The sequence below is a fragment of the Polynucleobacter sp. HIN11 genome (genome assembly GCF_030297675.1).
Classification (GTDB): Bacteria; Pseudomonadota; Gammaproteobacteria; order Burkholderiales; family Burkholderiaceae; genus Polynucleobacter.
Genome location: NZ_AP028142.1, coordinates 554,851 through 569,942, shown reverse-complemented (window position 1 = coordinate 569,942; position 15,092 = coordinate 554,851). Strand labels below are relative to the sequence as shown.

Annotated in this window: 17 protein-coding genes; 8 read left to right on the top strand and 9 right to left on the bottom strand. The window is 47.9% G+C overall.

Annotated elements, in window-relative coordinates; translation table 11 throughout:
* Positions 1 to 15 precede the first annotated feature (15 nt).
* From QUE60_RS02970 to apbC, 3 genes are read right to left on the bottom strand one after another with little or no spacing between them, the layout of a single operon-like run.
* Entirely contained in the window at positions 16 to 696 is a 681-nt protein-coding gene (locus tag QUE60_RS02970) for a DUF3306 domain-containing protein (RefSeq protein ID WP_286227193.1), read from the bottom strand.
* Entirely contained in the window at positions 696 to 1,256 is a 561-nt protein-coding gene (locus QUE60_RS02965) for a DUF3305 domain-containing protein (protein ID WP_286227192.1), read from the bottom strand. Before QUE60_RS02965 ends, QUE60_RS02970 begins: the two co-directional genes overlap by 1 nt.
* A gap of 12 nt (positions 1,257 to 1,268) precedes the next feature.
* A complete protein-coding gene (gene apbC / locus QUE60_RS02960; RefSeq protein WP_286227191.1) occupies positions 1,269 to 2,357 on the bottom strand; it encodes an iron-sulfur cluster carrier protein ApbC in 1,089 nt (362 codons plus the stop codon).
* A 215-nt stretch (positions 2,358 to 2,572) separates the two neighbouring features.
* Between apbC and QUE60_RS02955 the strand changes: the two genes are divergently transcribed.
* Entirely contained in the window at positions 2,573 to 3,547 is a 975-nt protein-coding gene (locus QUE60_RS02955) for a Bug family tripartite tricarboxylate transporter substrate binding protein (protein ID WP_286227189.1), read from the top strand.
* On the opposite strand, the gene QUE60_RS02950 is transcribed toward QUE60_RS02955, so the two are convergent.
* Complete coding sequence (locus QUE60_RS02950) at positions 3,544 to 4,281, bottom strand: DUF3047 domain-containing protein (protein WP_286227188.1); 738 nt, start codon at positions 4,279 to 4,281, stop codon at positions 3,544 to 3,546. The two genes, QUE60_RS02955 and QUE60_RS02950, sit on opposite strands and share 4 nt — an antisense overlap.
* Positions 4,282 to 4,390: 109 nt before the next feature.
* Here QUE60_RS02950 and QUE60_RS02945 point away from each other — a divergent pair, with 109 nt between their 5' ends.
* From QUE60_RS02945 to QUE60_RS02915, 7 genes are read left to right on the top strand one after another with little or no spacing between them, the layout of a single operon-like run.
* Complete coding sequence (locus QUE60_RS02945; protein ID WP_286227187.1) at positions 4,391 to 5,566, top strand: MFS transporter; 1,176 nt, start codon at positions 4,391 to 4,393, stop codon at positions 5,564 to 5,566.
* A gap of 9 nt (positions 5,567 to 5,575) precedes the next feature.
* On the top strand, positions 5,576 to 6,469 hold the full coding sequence (locus tag QUE60_RS02940; RefSeq protein ID WP_286227186.1) for an NAD(P)-dependent oxidoreductase: 894 nt from the start codon (positions 5,576 to 5,578) through the stop codon (positions 6,467 to 6,469).
* Between the two features lie 6 nt (positions 6,470 to 6,475).
* On the top strand, positions 6,476 to 7,993 hold the full coding sequence (locus QUE60_RS02935; RefSeq protein WP_286227185.1) for an ArnT family glycosyltransferase: 1,518 nt from the start codon (positions 6,476 to 6,478) through the stop codon (positions 7,991 to 7,993).
* Positions 7,990 to 9,003: a lysylphosphatidylglycerol synthase transmembrane domain-containing protein gene (locus QUE60_RS02930; protein ID WP_286227184.1), complete on the top strand. Its 1,014-nt coding sequence runs from the start codon at positions 7,990 to 7,992 to the stop codon at positions 9,001 to 9,003. The genes QUE60_RS02935 and QUE60_RS02930 overlap by 4 nt, the downstream gene beginning before the upstream one ends.
* 46 nt (positions 9,004 to 9,049) lie before the next feature.
* Positions 9,050 to 10,306 (top strand): glycosyltransferase family 9 protein, encoded by a 1,257-nt coding sequence (locus QUE60_RS02925; protein ID WP_286227182.1) that lies wholly within the window; start codon positions 9,050 to 9,052, stop codon positions 10,304 to 10,306.
* A gap of 2 nt (positions 10,307 to 10,308) precedes the next feature.
* Entirely contained in the window at positions 10,309 to 11,088 is a 780-nt protein-coding gene (locus tag QUE60_RS02920) for a phosphatase PAP2 family protein (RefSeq protein WP_286227181.1), read from the top strand.
* The gene (locus QUE60_RS02915) at positions 11,081 to 11,944 is read left to right on the top strand and encodes a 23S rRNA (adenine(2030)-N(6))-methyltransferase RlmJ (RefSeq protein WP_286227180.1); all 864 of its coding nucleotides are present in this window, start codon (positions 11,081 to 11,083) and stop codon (positions 11,942 to 11,944) included. The genes QUE60_RS02920 and QUE60_RS02915 overlap by 8 nt, the downstream gene beginning before the upstream one ends.
* Here QUE60_RS02915 and QUE60_RS02910 read toward each other — a convergent pair.
* The 5 genes from QUE60_RS02910 to queE are packed head-to-tail and all read right to left on the bottom strand — an operon-like array spanning position 11,928 to position 15,089.
* A complete protein-coding gene (locus QUE60_RS02910; protein WP_286227179.1) occupies positions 11,928 to 12,578 on the bottom strand; it encodes an SOUL family heme-binding protein in 651 nt (216 codons plus the stop codon). The genes QUE60_RS02915 and QUE60_RS02910 overlap by 17 nt on opposite strands.
* Positions 12,572 to 13,516, bottom strand: a complete 945-nt coding sequence (locus tag QUE60_RS02905) for an LD-carboxypeptidase (protein WP_286227178.1) — start codon at positions 13,514 to 13,516, stop codon at positions 12,572 to 12,574. Before QUE60_RS02905 ends, QUE60_RS02910 begins: the two co-directional genes overlap by 7 nt.
* Complete coding sequence (gene tadA, locus QUE60_RS02900; protein WP_286227177.1) at positions 13,513 to 13,971, bottom strand: tRNA adenosine(34) deaminase TadA; 459 nt, start codon at positions 13,969 to 13,971, stop codon at positions 13,513 to 13,515. The genes QUE60_RS02905 and tadA overlap by 4 nt, the downstream gene beginning before the upstream one ends.
* Positions 13,972 to 13,977: 6 nt before the next feature.
* On the bottom strand, positions 13,978 to 14,436 hold the full coding sequence (locus QUE60_RS02895; protein WP_286227176.1) for a 6-pyruvoyl trahydropterin synthase family protein: 459 nt from the start codon (positions 14,434 to 14,436) through the stop codon (positions 13,978 to 13,980).
* A complete protein-coding gene (gene queE, locus QUE60_RS02890; protein ID WP_286224356.1) occupies positions 14,436 to 15,089 on the bottom strand; it encodes a 7-carboxy-7-deazaguanine synthase in 654 nt (217 codons plus the stop codon). Before queE ends, QUE60_RS02895 begins: the two co-directional genes overlap by 1 nt.
* Positions 15,090 to 15,092 lie beyond the last annotated feature (3 nt).

Here is a 15,092-nt window from a genome sequence, read left to right as displayed (position 1 = left end):
TTTTAAAGCTTTACGCTAAGACCCTGAAGAATCGGAATCGCGTTTTGCCTGTCTCTCTCCACTCGGTTTCTCATCAACCACTTTTTGGTTTAATGACTCTGATTCTATATCGATTGGCTGGGCGCCGTCTTGGGTGACCATGGGAGCCGCTTGTGATGATTCCTCAATTTGCACACCTCCCTCGGCCGATGTCTGAATCGCATCCGCTTGATCCAAGGCATCTTGCTTGCTATCGGGATAGAGCTCCTCGGTAGACTTGAAGATGCCTAAAAGCTCTGATTGCTGCATGCGCTTTAGCATATCTAATGGAATTGGATCGGGTTTTGAGTAATCGTCAATATAAATATCCAAACCATCCATCACATTGAAGTGCGGATCGCTGAACATTTTCTTAAGAGCAGCTTGCTGGACGACAGGATCGACATCGGGACGCATGAAGGCCGAGAAATCAGGTGATTTCACATCGATTTTTTCAACATCCTCGATGGTTGGGGCTGGGGGCTGCTGCGCCTGGTCTGGGGCAGAAATTTCTTTTTTTACTTCATTACTTACTTCATTACTTACTTCATTATTTACTTCTTTTAATAGCGCATCAGGTGCTTTAGTAATGGGAGCAGTCGATGGCACTGGAGCGGACTCTTCCACAAGCCCAGCTTTTTTTCGGGACCAGCGAGATAAAAAATTATTGTCAGCCATTAAGGCTCCGCTGGGCGGTTGGCGCCTTTAAACGAGACCGGCTTCGCACGTTTTTTGGGCTCAGGTTTGTAATTCTCTGCAACGTATTGGGCTAAGAATACTTTCATCTCCTCTTGCAGCGGGCTTGTATCGACCTGCTCCCCGCCATCAATCAATCGGGCTGCCTCGTTGTAGCTCAACATTAATCGATGGGGTATCGCAAGCCCCGCCCCATCATCATTACTTACCATCGGCATTGAATTTGGCTCTATATAAATCTCGAAATCGGTTTCAAGACGCCACATTACAAACCAACACGGATTGGGTGAGGTGGAATTTAAATAGTAGCCTTCAGCTTCATCCCGAAAGAACTGGAAGTCAAATCCTGCAAAGACCCAAGATTCGCCATCACGATCCCGCTCTAGAAGTCGTCCAACAACCTTACGGTTTTGCTCGGTTCCTGCTTGCTCCAGAACCTTCCCAAACTGACCAATATCGGGTATCACCTCAACTGGTCGCCAACGATAGTTCTGCCATGGATTATCAATTTTTTGCTTTCGAATGACGATGGCAAAACGCATACCAGTGATCCGTTAGGTCTTTTGCACCACAATACTTGGGAACTTGCTGGTCATATCTTTGCTAAGGTTTGCTATCCGAATCGCGACTTGACGCGCAATCCCTTTGTAGATCGCGCTGATTGCGCCATCAGGATCAGCAACCACCGTGGGTCTTCCGGAGTCTGCCTGCTCACGAATGGAGAGATTGAGTGGGAGAGCACCAAGAAAGTCGATGCCATAGTCTTGGCACATTTTCTTGCCACCGCCCTCACCAAAGATATGCTCCTCGTGATTGCATTTCGGACACACATAGGTACTCATGTTTTCAATAATGCCGATGATGGGAATCCCCACTTTCTCAAACATCTTGAGCCCTTTACGAGCATCTAGCAGGGCAATATCTTGAGGTGTGGTGACAATCACTGATCCGGTGACCGGAACCTTTTGTGAAAGTGTTAACTGAATATCACCAGTGCCTGGCGGCATATCCACAATTAGATAATCAAGATCACGCCAACGCGTTTGACGCAACAGTTGCTCCAAGGCCGAGGTCACCATGGGGCCTCGCCACACCATGGGGTTATCGGGCTCAATCAGAAATCCAATTGAACTAGCCTGCAAGCCGTATCCTTCCATTGGTTCAATCGTGTTCTCGGCAAGTGACTCGGGACGACCAGTAATGCCCAGCATCATCGGTTGACTGGGGCCATAGATATCGGCATCCAGGATTCCGACTTGAGCACCCTCAGCAGCTAATGCCAAGGCTAGATTCACTGCGGTGGTTGATTTACCGACGCCACCCTTGCCGCTAGCAACCGCAATAATATTTTTTACCCCTGGGAGCAACTTCACGCCGCGTTGCACTGCGTGTGCAACGATATCAGTAGTGATAGCCACACTGACATTCTTTACCCCAGGAATCTCTCGAATGGTACTGACTACCAATTGACGAATCAGATCTATTTGACTTTTGGCTGGATAACCCAAGACAATATCAAGAGAGACATCTCCATCATTCACTTTGAGATTACGAACTGATTTTGAGCTCACAAAATCAATTTGTGTATTTGGATCTTTTACCCCTTTTAGGGCTTGTTGAACCTGTTCCGTACTAACCGACAATTGTGTCTCCTTGCTTACTTTTTAACCACTTTTGAGGACTAATAAACTCTAATCCCATAATGATAGACCTCAATTGATATTCAAGCAGAGGAGCTGTTTCTGAGGCCTGATTAATCATTAAGCCCTATAGAGCACCCAAATAGAGTTTGGATGGATCGTTGATTTTTTCACTTCTAAAGTCTCCTTGAATTCGGTAGTTTTGATAAGCTTGCCATATGAAATTCTTACGCAATGGGCTTTTCGTACTGATTTCGTTGCTCAGCCTAGCAACGCACTCGGTAGCTAATCCCTCTTTTCCCAATAAACCAATCAAAATCATTATCGGTTTTCCTGCTGGAGGGCCCCTTGATGCCCACATTCGCCTCTTGACAGATCGCCTTCAAACAGCATTAGGTCAATCGGTCATTATTGATTACAAAGCTGGAGCTGGCGGTACCGTCGGGGCGCAATTTGTAGCTCAGGCCCCTGCAGATGGATATACCCTCTTGTTAGCGAATACTGGAACCATGGTGATTAATCCAGCCATTTACAACCAACTACCCTATAACATTCTCAAAGATTTTCAGCCAATTGCTCGGACTGCACAACAGCCGTTGGCTCTCATTGTTAATAATGATGTACCTGCGCAATCGCTTCGTGAATTTATAGACTATATTCGACGCAATCCTGGAAAGGTGAATTACGGATCCGCTGGCAATGGGGGTATTTCACATTTAGTCCCCGAAATGCTCAAGCAAGAAACCAAGACATTTATGGTTCATATTCCGTATCGTGGGAGTGCGCCGGCTTTTATGGATTTAATGGCTGGGCAAGTTCAATTCATGGCTGAATCCATTCCCCAGGCTGCGAATTATGCAAAGCAAGGCAAGCTGCGGGCGCTGGCAGTAACTAGTAGTAAACGCAACCCAGCGCTTCCTGATGTTCCTACCGTAAATGAAACTGGGGTTGCCAAATTGGAGGTTGTGGGGTTTTATGGAGTTTTGGCGCCAAAGAACACACCACCTGACGTTGTTTTGAAACTTTCGAATGCCTTTAAACAAACGCTGGAATCAAAAGAAATACAACAAAAGATGGTTTCTCAAGGTGCTGATCCTGCTTTTTTGAATTCTGAGGACTTCTCTGCCTTCTTAAAAAAGGAAATACCAAAGTGGGCTGTTGTTGTTAAACAAGCAGGAGCAAAAATCGATTAGTTTTTTAAATTAGGCTTTAAGAATGGTTTGTATTTCAGCTCAATATCCCCATAATAAGCCTTGGTCTCTGAGTTAGTGTTATCCGTATCAGTCAACAGCGCAATACCAATCAAATTCCCTGGTGCGTAACCATAAGCTGCTTCATAGTCAGCGGTTAAGTCTCTACTGTGCTTGCGCCATTGCCCGAGATTTTCTTTGCCGGCATCGACTGCAATCATCTTGATCCGATTCGTATGTGAATTTGGCTTGATTTGATTGAGCTGACCATTGGGTGACCAGATGTACATTAATGTGGCGTATGGCATTTCTTGACCACTCATGATCTGCGCAAGCTCACCGACCATTTTGTCTTTCAAAGTTAACTTTGATCGATCACCATCAAATGCAACCAGGATTCGGAGTGGTGCATCATCTGCATATCGATCTAAATTATTCGCTTTATCCAAAGTACCGGTGGCTTTCCATTCCCACTCTAGCCAAAGATGTTGCGATGGCCGGGGTTTGAGTTTTACCGCTAACCCTGAGGCTGATTTTTTGGCATTCGCACTGAGTACCGTGCGACCCTGATAGTTTTCGAGGCGATAAGCAGTGTTTTTCTTATAGGGTGCCAAACGATAAAAACTCCAACCTCTGAGGGGCTCATTGGCAGGCTGTGCTGAAAATTTCTTAATATCCTCACGTGGCACTAAAGGGTCTAATTTTTCTGCGCTAGACTGACTGGAATCGTGTCCCATACTTGTGCATCCCAGCATCAAGATGCTCAGAAGAAAATAAAGAACCAATTTAGGAAGTGATTTGACCATGATGCAATGCATTATCGTAGAGCTTTTATGACCGTGCAGAATGAATAAAAATCTATGGTTTCTGACCCTGGCACAAGGGCTCTATCTCACCAATAACGTTACCTTTATTGCCATTAATGGCTTAGTGGGCTTTGCTCTGGCGCCCGAGCCTTGGTTGGCAACACTGCCAGTCATGGCCTATGTGGTGGGTAGCGCCATGGCAACCACTCTCGTGGCTAGAGTGCAACAGCGCTTGGGTCGAAAGCGCTCCTTCCAGATTGCCTTACTCGTAGCCTTGTTCTCGTCGCTCTTGTGTGCCTTTGCGACCTTAGAGAAACAATTTTGGCTGCTAAACCTTGGCACAATCATTGCTGGTTTCTATAACGCCAATGCTCAACTCTATCGGTTTGCTGCTGCTGAACTTGCAGATAAAACGGCTAAAGAGAAAGCGATCTCATGGGTGCTAGCTGGGGGGATCTTGGGTGCTGTTTTAGGGCCCAATATGGCAAGCTGGACGCGTGATTGGTTTATGCAACCCTTTGCGGGCGCTTATATCACCTTAGCTGGTGTTGCTGTGATCGCATTCGCAGTGATTAGTCAGATTCAGTTTCCTGAAAAACGCGTGGATCCCAACCAAGAGCCCGGTCGCCCTCTCTCTGAAATCATGCGCCAGCCTTTATTCATTGTTTGCACTCTAACTGCTGCACTCGCCTACGGTGTAATGAACTTGCTCATGGCGGCTACACCCTTAGCGATGGAGGCCTGTCAATTTAGTTTTGATAAAACCGCATGGGTTCTTGAGTGGCATGTCATTGGTATGTTTGCTCCTGGATTTTTTACTGGCGCCCTCATTAAGCGTATCGGCGTGATGTGGGTGCTGCGAATGGGAGTGGTACTCAACATCGCCTGCGTCATGATTGCGTTATCAGGCATTTCTTTTTTCCATTTTTTGACCGCACTCTTTTTATTAGGGGTGGGTTGGAACTTCTTATTTACGAGCAGTACCACTCTGGCCTTAGAGGCTTATCGCCCTTCGGAGCGTGATAAGGCCCAGGGTGCCATTAATTTCTTTGTATTCTTAGCCACCGCTTTGTCTGCATTGAGCTCCGGCGTTCTAATTACGACGCAAGGCTGGACCCTCCTTAATTTTGGATCGATTGTTCCGCTCACGATCATTGCCCTTGCCCTGATCTGGCTTGGAGTTCAGCGCAAACCTGTGCGAGCCCAGCCCCTTTAAAATAAGACTATGAACTCTAGAACAGCATCCTTGCCAGCCATTGGTTTTATTGGCACTGGCATCATGGGCAAGAGCATGGCTTCGCACTTACTAAAGGCAGGCTATCCATTGCATCTTTTTAACCGCTCTCCTGAGAAGGCAGCTGCATTACTTGAGCAAGGGGCGATTTGGCATTCTTCTCCAAAAGAACTGGCTAGTCAGTGCGATGTGGTCATCACCATTATTGGCTATCCCAAAGACGTTGAAGAAGTTTATTTGGGCACAAATGGTATTTTGGCTGGCGCAAAGCCCAACTGCATTGCCATCGATATGACCACCTCAAGTCCAGCATTGGCTGTGCGCATTGCAAAACTTGCTCTTGAGCGCCAAGTCTTTGTTTTGGACGCGCCAGTATCCGGCGGTGATATTGGCGCACGGGATGCGCGTCTTTCGATTATGGTTGGGGGCGAGCCAAGTGCATATGAATGTGTTTTACCTATCTTGCAATGCATGGGCAATAACATTGCACTACTAGGTCCAGCTGGATCTGGTCAACATGCCAAACTCTGCAATCAAATTGTGATTGCCTCGACGATCATGGGGGTTTGTGAGGGCATTCGCTATGCCCAAGCGGCGGGGCTTGATGCCTCGGCGGTCCTCAAAGTCATTGGTAGTGGTGCGGCAGGCGGCACCCAGCTCAATGTGCAAGGGCCGCGCATGATTAAAGGCGACTTTGTCCCAGGATTTATGGCTGAGCACTTTATGAAAGATATTGGTCTTGCAGTTGAATCTGCGGAGCAGATGGGGCTTCGTTTACCAGGCTTGGAGCAAGCAAAGCGTCTCTACCAACTAATGCTCGATGATGGGATGGCACGAGATGGCTATCACGCTCTTTACCAACTTTACATAGCTAACAAAGTCTGACGTTTTATGTCGACGCTAATTACCAAGCAAACACCCTATGCTTGGGCATTTATTCTGGTGGCGCTCGGCACAATTATTCATTTGGCATTGGGCTTTACAACCGAGCTATCGGTTGATGAAGCGCATTACGCCCTCTATGCAGATCATCTCGCATGGAGTTATTTTGATCACCCGCCACTAGTGGGGTGGATACAGTGGCCACTGGTAGCGATCAATGCGCCTGATGGTATTTTGCGTCTCATTCCGATTGTGCTGTGGATCATCTCGTGCGTGATGGTCTATCAGATTGCCGAGCAAATCTGGAATCTCTATCATCCGCAATCTGAGCCACAATCATTCTCAGGTGCGGGATTATTTTCAATTGCTGCGATTGTTTTTGCACCGCTACCGCATGTACTGGCAGTTGGATTGGTGCCTGACTCCCTATTAACGCCTCTTGCCCTGGGTATTGTGTGGATGGCTCTGCGGTGGATTGCCCAGGATGGTCAATATCGTTTTAGCCAATGGATTCTATTGGGGGTGTTGTTTGGATTGGCTGGACTGAGTAAATACACAGCCGTTTTATACGCACTGGCATTTAGTATTGCTTGCTTGGCCGTCCCGCGGTGGAGCGCCTTGCGGGAGCCGGGGTTTTATATTGCTATTCTGGTTGCACTTGTCCTTATTAGTCCTGTACTTCTGTGGAATGCCGCCCATGATTGGATCTCATTTCGATATCAGATTGATCATGGTGCCGGGGGTACTTGGCAATGGCGGCGAGTGGCTGCCTTTATTGGAATCCAAATCGGCGCCTTTGGATTTCTGCCCTTACTGGGCTCATGGAGTATGCTGCGCTCGTCATTAGCCCAGCCTTCCAAGAAGCCGGCGGTGTTATTTATTTTCTTTGCCCTACCCTTTGCAGTGTTTGCCGCTTTATCCGGAGGTGGCGGCTTGCCGCACTGGACTACACCCGCATGGTTTTGCTTAGCCCCTTTAGCGGGCGTTGGGCTTGCACTTTGGTGGGAGCAAGGGAAGCGTTGGCTGATTAGTTTATTTTTAGCCATACAAGGGACGCTGGTTGTCGTCGGACTAACGCTCGTAATGACTGCTGGCTATCCGATTGCCAATCAGATGAAATCAAATCCGCTAGCTGATTTATATGGCTGGCGCTCGGCATCCACACTTGCCAATCTCTTGGTTAAAGAACTCAAGGCAAGTGGTATTGCTGTCCAAAACTGGACCTTAGCAAGCCGAGTCGCTTGGTATGCGAGACCTACATCTGTTTTTGTATTGGATGATCGATTTGATCAATTTGATCTATGGTTTGGGTCACTGCCCGAGGGATCGAATGTCATTTTGCTCAATTGGTCGCAAATGTCCTTTAAGCCTCCGGTGGGCGAAGGTCAATTTCGGACCTGCCGCCCCTTGGATCGACTGAGCATCAGCCATATGGGTGAAGCACTTAGCCAATTTGAACTTAGTTACTGCCAGGGTTGGGGTGGAAAGGCTAACCCACAACGAGAGGCATTATCCTTACGCCCATGAGTGCCTCATGGAAAACCGTACTAAAGAAGAGTTGGCCCACCATTCGGATCATTCTATCGATTGCTTTGTTATGGAAAGCAACGAGCGGCATTGATTGGAAAACTCTCTTTGAATCCGAGTTGCAACTAGAAGCTCAATGGCTGGTTGCTGGTGCCCTGTGCATCACTGCCGCCTTTGTATGCGGCGGCCTGCGTTGGGGATTATTTATGCGACGAGCAGGTTTCCAGGGGAGTCTGATGGGATATATTGGACTGTATTTCTCGGGGGGCTTAATTAATCAAGGCTTACCGAGCACTTTAGGGGGCGATAGCTATCGAGCAATTGCTGGTACGCATTTAACCCGTGGCGGCCAGCTCGGTCAACAACATGAGCTTACAAAAGAGCTCTCTCATGTCGAGGACCTTGCAAAGCAGAACCCAAAATTACGATTAGGATTTTCCATGACCCTTTTGGATCGCATGGTCGGGCTTATGGGGAATAACATCTTGGGCGGCATTGGTTTGGTATTGGGTGGGACCACCCTTGCCTCCTGGGGAACCGAGTTAGGGTATTGGGTTTTGGCACTCATGATGGGTGGCGGTGTTGTATTGGCCTTTGCCTTAAGTTATCAACCGCTGATGACCATGATTCGTTCGCTCTTAGCGCGCTTTGCCCTAGACCATGCGCTCCCGGGAATTCGGTTTGCCTTTGCTTGGCCAACCAATATTGGGCAAGCTATTTTTGCTGTCGGCGTTCATTGTTTTAATATTCTGGCGCTTGGATTCTGTTTAAAAGCCTATGGGGCGGATGTTCCTACCGAAGCTCTCATGATCGGGTTACCAGCCTTGAGTTTGCTGTTAATGCTTCCAATTAGTATTTCTGGCTGGGGCTTACGAGAAGCAACTTTGGCATCGGTATTGGCCTTATGGGGTGTTAGCCCATCGTTAACTGTTTTAGGGTCAATTAGTTATGGGGCCATCACCCTGTTATGCGTTCTTCCAGGTGCTTATCAACTACTTAAACGGAAGTAGGCCCCGCTCAGCATAAAATACAGTCTTCGACTGTTAGGAAAATAGAATGGCAATCAGCGTTAACGCAATGCGAACCATTGATCACTGGGTGGGCGTCCCGCTTTGTGCCCTTGCCAGTCCGATCGTGGCTTTATTCGATTTGATTGTAAAACCATTCAGAAAACCAGGCCCACCCAAGCGACTGCTGTTTATTGAACTCTCTGAGATGGGTAGTGCGATTTTGGTGGATCCCGCTATGCGCAAAGCGCAGGCAAACGGTGCTGAGATTTACTTCTTGATCTTTAAGAGCAATGCGGCAAGCTTGAGTTTGCTCAATACTGTGAACCCAAAGCATATTTTTACAATTGACTCATCAAGTCTTTGGAAGTTAGCAGTTGATACCTTGGGATTTTTAATCAAAGCCCGCGTCCATCGTATTGACACCGTGATCGATTTAGAGCTTTTCTCACGCTTTACTGCTCTATTAACTGGTTTATGCGGCGCAAGACGGCGGGTGGGGTACGACATTTTTCATGGTGAAGGTTTATGGCGTGGCACTATGCTCACACGCAAGGTGCACTACAACCCCCATATTCATATTGCCAAGAATTTTATTTCCTTGGTATACGCTGCCTTTGCTGAGCAGGAGGAGTTGCCATTTAGCAAAATTGCGATTGGGGATGATGAGATCCGTCTTGCCCAGGCGGTCATCGATCCCAGTGTCAAACAAAACTTGCAGATCCGGATTGAGAATTTAGCTCAGCAAGCCCTCATTCCATTCAAAGTGGGCCAGCAGCGCATCATTTTGATTAATCCAAATGCTAGTGATTTATTACCCCAACGGCGTTGGGCTCCTGAACGCTTCTCCGAATTAATCATGGCTGTTCATCAGCGCTATCCCGAAGACTTAATCCTAATCACCGGGTCACCTGCAGAGCATACCTATGTTGAGGGTGTGCGCTTGGCGGCCAACGTCAAGCGCGCTCTTAATTTTGCAGGCCATGTTCGCTTCTCTGAACTCCCCGCCCTCTATACGCTTGCCCATGCGATGGTCACCAATGATTCGGGTCCTGGGCATTTCTCATCTGTTACCGCGTTATATACCGTTGTGTTATTTGGACCAGAGACTCCTGCTCTATACGGTTCGCTCGGTAACTCCATTCCGATCACTGCCAATCTCGCATGCTCACCGTGCGTCAGTGCCGCCAACCATCGCAAGACGCCGTGTCAGGATAATGTGTGCATGAAATCCATTTCAGTGTCTCAGGTGATGGATCAGCTAGCTGTGCAAATTACTGCGGCCGATCGCGCCCGCGCGTCATAAAGATGCCCATATCGCTGGGTCGTGCCTGGGCAGTTCCACTTTTGCCACTCATCCTTTGGATCATCTTGGTATTGAGTGGCCACGAAGTTGAACTATTTTTATGGATGAATCAAGCTGCGCAAGTCCTACCAAACTGGGTATGGGCGTGGTTTACATTCTTGGGTAATGGTTGGGGAGTATTTGCCTTATGCTTTCCCCTGCTCTTAATTGCTCCTCGGCAGCTTTGTGCTGCTCTGCTCGCTGGCGGCTTTGCTGCCATCCTTAGTCTCATCTTAAAACCCTTGATTAATTTACCTAGACCTGCAGGCGTATTAGCAGAGAACAGTTTTACGATTTTGGGCAACCCCTTAATTCAACATGCGCTGCCCTCTGGTCACACTCTCACGGTGTTCTCGGTAGCAAGCGCCTTATTTTTTGCCACCAGTCCAGCACGTCGTAATTTATTGCTGGTGTTATTTGTGATTGCCTCTCTGACCGGTATCTCACGCAGCGCCGTTGGCGCCCATTGGCCTGGGGATATTTTGGTGGGGTCCGCACTCGGTATCTGGTGTGGGCTAATTGCAAGTCGCCTCATGAATCATGTGAAGTATCAACACCTCACCCCAACCAGCCTCATTCCTCGGATCATTGCAGTAGCGGGGATCTTGGAGCTCTATATTTTGCAAACTACGGTTTTGGATTTTCCGCACAACCAACTTTTGCAATACCTCGGTAGCGCTCTTGTTCTCATCACACTGCTGGCGTTTGTGATGCGCCAAAATAAGCCGCAGGCCAATGTTTAGTTACCGCCACGCATTTCATGCGGGTAATCATGCCGATGTTTTAAAACACTTGGTACTGATACATAGTATTCAATACCTACAAGAAAAAGATGGGGCGCTAATGTTGATTGATACCCATGCGGGCGCCGGTATCTATTCACTGCGAGATGGCTATGCGGCAATTAGCCAAGAATCTCAAGGCGGAATCGATCGCCTATGGGTAAACCCTGAGTTTGATGAACCCGACTTTAAGCCTTATCGAGAAGCGATTGTCCATTTCAATCCCAAAGGGGCGTTGGATTTGTATCCCGGCTCTCCGTTTATCATGGCGCATCTTCTGCGCTCTCAAGATCGCCTTAGATTATTTGAGCTTCACCCAAGTGATATTGGTATTTTGGAAACCAATATTGCAAGCCTTGATAAGCGCTCCCAGATTGACATACGCCAACACGATGGTTTTACATTCCTAAAGTCTTTACTACCACCACCAAGTCGTCGGGGTTTGATCCTAATGGATCCATCGTATGAGCTCAAATCTGATTACCGGGGGGTCGAATCCAGCTTACATGAGGCCTTAGACCGATTTGCAACCGGTTCTTATCTGATTTGGTATCCCGTCTTACAACGTCCAGAGTCCAAGCAACTCATCAAACGCTTACGTGCTTTATCTGAGCAATTCCAACGACCATGGCTAAGAGCCGAGCTTCGTATTGCTCATTCGGTTGGTGAGAAGCGGCTCCAGTCCAGCGGGGTATGGGTGATTAATCCGGTTTGGACCTTGGCGCCCTTTTTAGAGAGAACCTTGCCGATCTTACAAAGGGTCTTGGGTGAGGAAGCGGGCGCGACGTTTGACTTAGAGACTAGTAGTCCAGCATAACTTCATTACGACGCAGAAAGGGAATACTCCAAGGCGGGTTGTAACGCGCCAATTGAGGCTCACCTAATGGGGTTATGTTCTTCGATTTCATCCAAGCCCTGAGTTCCGCAGTCTTTTCTTGCGTCTTTTCTTCTGAATTAAACCCAGTAAAAGTAATAACGGCCTTCCGCTGTGCTGGTATCTCCCTTAACTTGACCTCTGGGCTCAGCGGTGTTGGCAAAGTAGCTAAGGTGTACTGACTAGGCATGACAAAGAACATACGCCATTGATTAGGGCTTGCTTGATTCTCCATGGTGACTGGTGCGGTCATCGCAATCTTCTCGCTTGCTGGCTCCATGGTCACTGGAACGGTCATCGCAATCTTTTCATTTGATTTTGAGTCGTTCGATAGATTTGCTTTGGTTTGATTCTTACCAAAAATATATCCAGCGATTAAGCGAAATCCCTTGCTTCCCGCATCGCTCATATCCCCATCCACAGTGACCTCAGCGATGATCATGGGCGCATATTGGCGCAACTCAAATGGAGCAGTGCTTTCAATCACAGTGTATTTCGGTTCTTCAAGCGCCATGAGTGGTGTGGATACCAAAAAAATCAGGCTGGAGATAATTGCTTGTAGTGCACGTTTTACCATTTTCCTTCCAATACAAATCCTTTTAAGCTCGCTTGCAAATTCACGTGGGCACCAACAGGTAGGGTTAATTTATCGGTTACATGACCAAATGGTAGCCCGGTAAGAATTGGGATCTTCTTGGTCAAACGCTCTCGAATGTATCGAATCGCACTATCTAATTGATAGCCACGATCTACTTCGTACAAGCGGTATTGATTAAAGTGTCCCAAAAGAATGGCTTGTTGGCTGGCAAGTACACCAGCCTCATGAAGCTGCAGGAGCATTCGTTCAATGCGATAGGGATGCTCATTCACGTCTTCAAGGAATAAGATCCCGCCCTGAATCTGCTTCGCATTCGGAAAATAGGCGGTTCCTAACAGGGTTGTGAGAATACTGAGATTACCGCCCCAAAGCATCCCCTGGATATTTTGGGAGAGATCAACTTCGCCAGCAAAGTGCTGAAGATCGGGCACTGCCACACTCATGCGGCGCGACTGAATCGCAGTTTGAAAGTGATGCCAGGTGAAGGCGCTTGGGGTCTGAGGCTCACCGTACTCGTTCAGCGGCCCAAAGTCATAATTCAGCATCGGCCCAGCTAGACTTATCGCCCCGGTTTTAGCAAGCAACCCCAAATGAAATCCCGTGAAATCACTATGTCCACAAATTTGCAACCCCTGCTTTACTGAAATTGCTATCTCTTTCCAGGCAATTGCATCAAGCAAGCGATGAAGTCCATAACCACCCCGAACCGCCATGACGACCTCGTTGGGATCAACTGTAGGAATCGCATTCATCTCCGCTAAGCGCTCGTGATCGGTACCTGCAAAACGCTCATGCACACGCTCAGTGCAGGCCGCGTTATGCACCACAACGCCCTGCTCTTTGAGCCAGCGTAAACCGGCTTCTGGACTACGCATATCAGGACTTGCGCCAGACGGAGCAATTAAATGAATCTTCATGAACGTCGTTGTTTAAAAAACTCTCTTAATAAATTGCCGCACTCTTCTGCCAGAACACCGCCCTCAATATCTGTTTGATGATTAATCGCTTTCAGGTCAAAGAGGTTGGCAACACTACCGGCCATTCCTGTTTTAGGATCGGCCGCACCAAACACCACACGTTTGACTCTAGCATGAAGAATGGCTCCACAGCACATTGCACAGGGTTCCAACGTCACGTACAGGGTTGATTGCGGAATTCGGTAGTTTTCAAGGGATTTTGCCGCCTCCCGAATTGCCATCATCTCAGCATGGGCACTGGGATCATGTAAGCCAATTGGCTGGTTATAACCATGACCAATCACTTGATCATCAAACACGAGGACTGCACCCACCGGAACCTCATTACACGCCGCAGCCTTTTGAGCTTGCAGGATGGCAAGACGCATAAACGATTCGTCTTGTGGCGATACCATTAGTCCTTAAGCCATTCGAACAGGATAATCAGCCCAGCAATTGGGGGTCTCATAGAGCCGCACACTAGAAAGGGAAAGTTTTCCTTGGGTCTCGGCTGCAAAAATTGGTGCTAAACAATCAAAAGCAAACTTAACCAGGTTCTCAACTGTAGGCACATCATCCAATACGACGGTTTTATGGTTGGGCAGGCTTTTGAGGAAGTTCAGTAGTAAGGTGTCCTGCTTGGCAACCAAAAATGCATGATCCCAGGGCTCCACCAAATGGGTCAATGCAATGCGTTTGATATCACCAAAGTCAATCACCATACCGTCATCTGCCTGCCCGCGACTTTCATGAACAGGACCTTGAACGGTTAACTCGATTGCATAGCGATGGCCGTGCAAGTGGCGGCATTGCCCACCATGATTGGGAATGCGATGGCCCGCATCAAATTCGAGGCGGCGAGTTACCGTGAGTTGCTGCATTACCGAATTCCAATCATCTTGTGGGTTTGCACACTTAAGCGCCATAGTGGATACTTTTGGCACAGTTGGATCGCAAAGGCCATATTGTCGCTTAGATTTGGTCCATCCATCGCCTGGATATAACGGTGGCGAAAGTCCATTGCCTCAAAGCGATGCAAAACGGATTCAATTGGTTGATGCCCTGCTTGCGGAACGACCAACTTAATTTCATGAGCCTGCTTCACAATGAGATCAGCCCCAGCCTTAGGGCTTAAGCAAACCCAGTCAATCCCTTTGGGAACCGCAATCGTTCCATTCGTTTCAATTGCGATCTCAAACTGCTTGGCATGCAAGGCTTTAATTAAAGGTTCATCGAGCTGTAATAAAGGCTCTCCACCGGTCATCACTACAAAGCGATAAAGTCGCGTTCCCATGGAGTCAATCCAAGCATTTTCAATCGCCTGCGCAAGCTCCTCCGGGCTTACGAACTTACCGCCCCCAATACCGTCGGTTCCGACAAAATCTGTGTCACAGAACTGGCAAATAGCAGATGAACGATCTTCCTCACGCCCAGACCATAGATTGCAACCTGCAAATCGGCAAAATACAGCGGCCCGCCCAGCCTGAGCTCCCTCACCTTGCAAAGTTGCAAAAATTTCTTTAACGGAATACATAAA

Excerpts from the sequence above, each read along its gene's own strand:
- QUE60_RS02910 (WP_286227179.1), bottom strand. The coding sequence starts at position 12,578 with ATGGTAAAACGTGCACTACAAGCAATTATCTCCAGCCTGATTTTTTTG.
- QUE60_RS02905 (WP_286227178.1), bottom strand. The coding sequence starts at position 13,516 with ATGAAGATTCATTTAATTGCTCCGTCTGGCGCAAGTCCTGATATGCGT.
- QUE60_RS02920 (WP_286227181.1), top strand. The coding sequence starts at position 10,309 with ATGCCCATATCGCTGGGTCGTGCCTGGGCAGTTCCACTTTTGCCACTC.
- queE (WP_286224356.1), bottom strand. The coding sequence starts at position 15,089 with ATGTATTCCGTTAAAGAAATTTTTGCAACTTTGCAAGGTGAGGGAGCT.
- QUE60_RS02940 (WP_286227186.1), top strand. The coding sequence starts at position 5,576 with ATGAACTCTAGAACAGCATCCTTGCCAGCCATTGGTTTTATTGGCACT.
- QUE60_RS02915 (WP_286227180.1), top strand. The coding sequence starts at position 11,081 with ATGTTTAGTTACCGCCACGCATTTCATGCGGGTAATCATGCCGATGTT.
- QUE60_RS02895 (WP_286227176.1), bottom strand. The coding sequence starts at position 14,436 with ATGCAGCAACTCACGGTAACTCGCCGCCTCGAATTTGATGCGGGCCAT.
- QUE60_RS02955 (WP_286227189.1), top strand. The coding sequence starts at position 2,573 with ATGAAATTCTTACGCAATGGGCTTTTCGTACTGATTTCGTTGCTCAGC.
- tadA (WP_286227177.1), bottom strand. The coding sequence starts at position 13,971 with ATGGTATCGCCACAAGACGAATCGTTTATGCGTCTTGCCATCCTGCAA.
- QUE60_RS02935 (WP_286227185.1), top strand. The coding sequence starts at position 6,476 with ATGTCGACGCTAATTACCAAGCAAACACCCTATGCTTGGGCATTTATT.
- QUE60_RS02965 (WP_286227192.1), bottom strand. The coding sequence starts at position 1,256 with ATGCGTTTTGCCATCGTCATTCGAAAGCAAAAAATTGATAATCCATGG.
- QUE60_RS02945 (WP_286227187.1), top strand. The coding sequence starts at position 4,391 with ATGAATAAAAATCTATGGTTTCTGACCCTGGCACAAGGGCTCTATCTC.
- QUE60_RS02970 (WP_286227193.1), bottom strand. The coding sequence starts at position 696 with ATGGCTGACAATAATTTTTTATCTCGCTGGTCCCGAAAAAAAGCTGGG.
- QUE60_RS02925 (WP_286227182.1), top strand. The coding sequence starts at position 9,050 with ATGGCAATCAGCGTTAACGCAATGCGAACCATTGATCACTGGGTGGGC.
- QUE60_RS02930 (WP_286227184.1), top strand. The coding sequence starts at position 7,990 with ATGAGTGCCTCATGGAAAACCGTACTAAAGAAGAGTTGGCCCACCATT.
- QUE60_RS02950 (WP_286227188.1), bottom strand. The coding sequence starts at position 4,281 with ATGGGACACGATTCCAGTCAGTCTAGCGCAGAAAAATTAGACCCTTTA.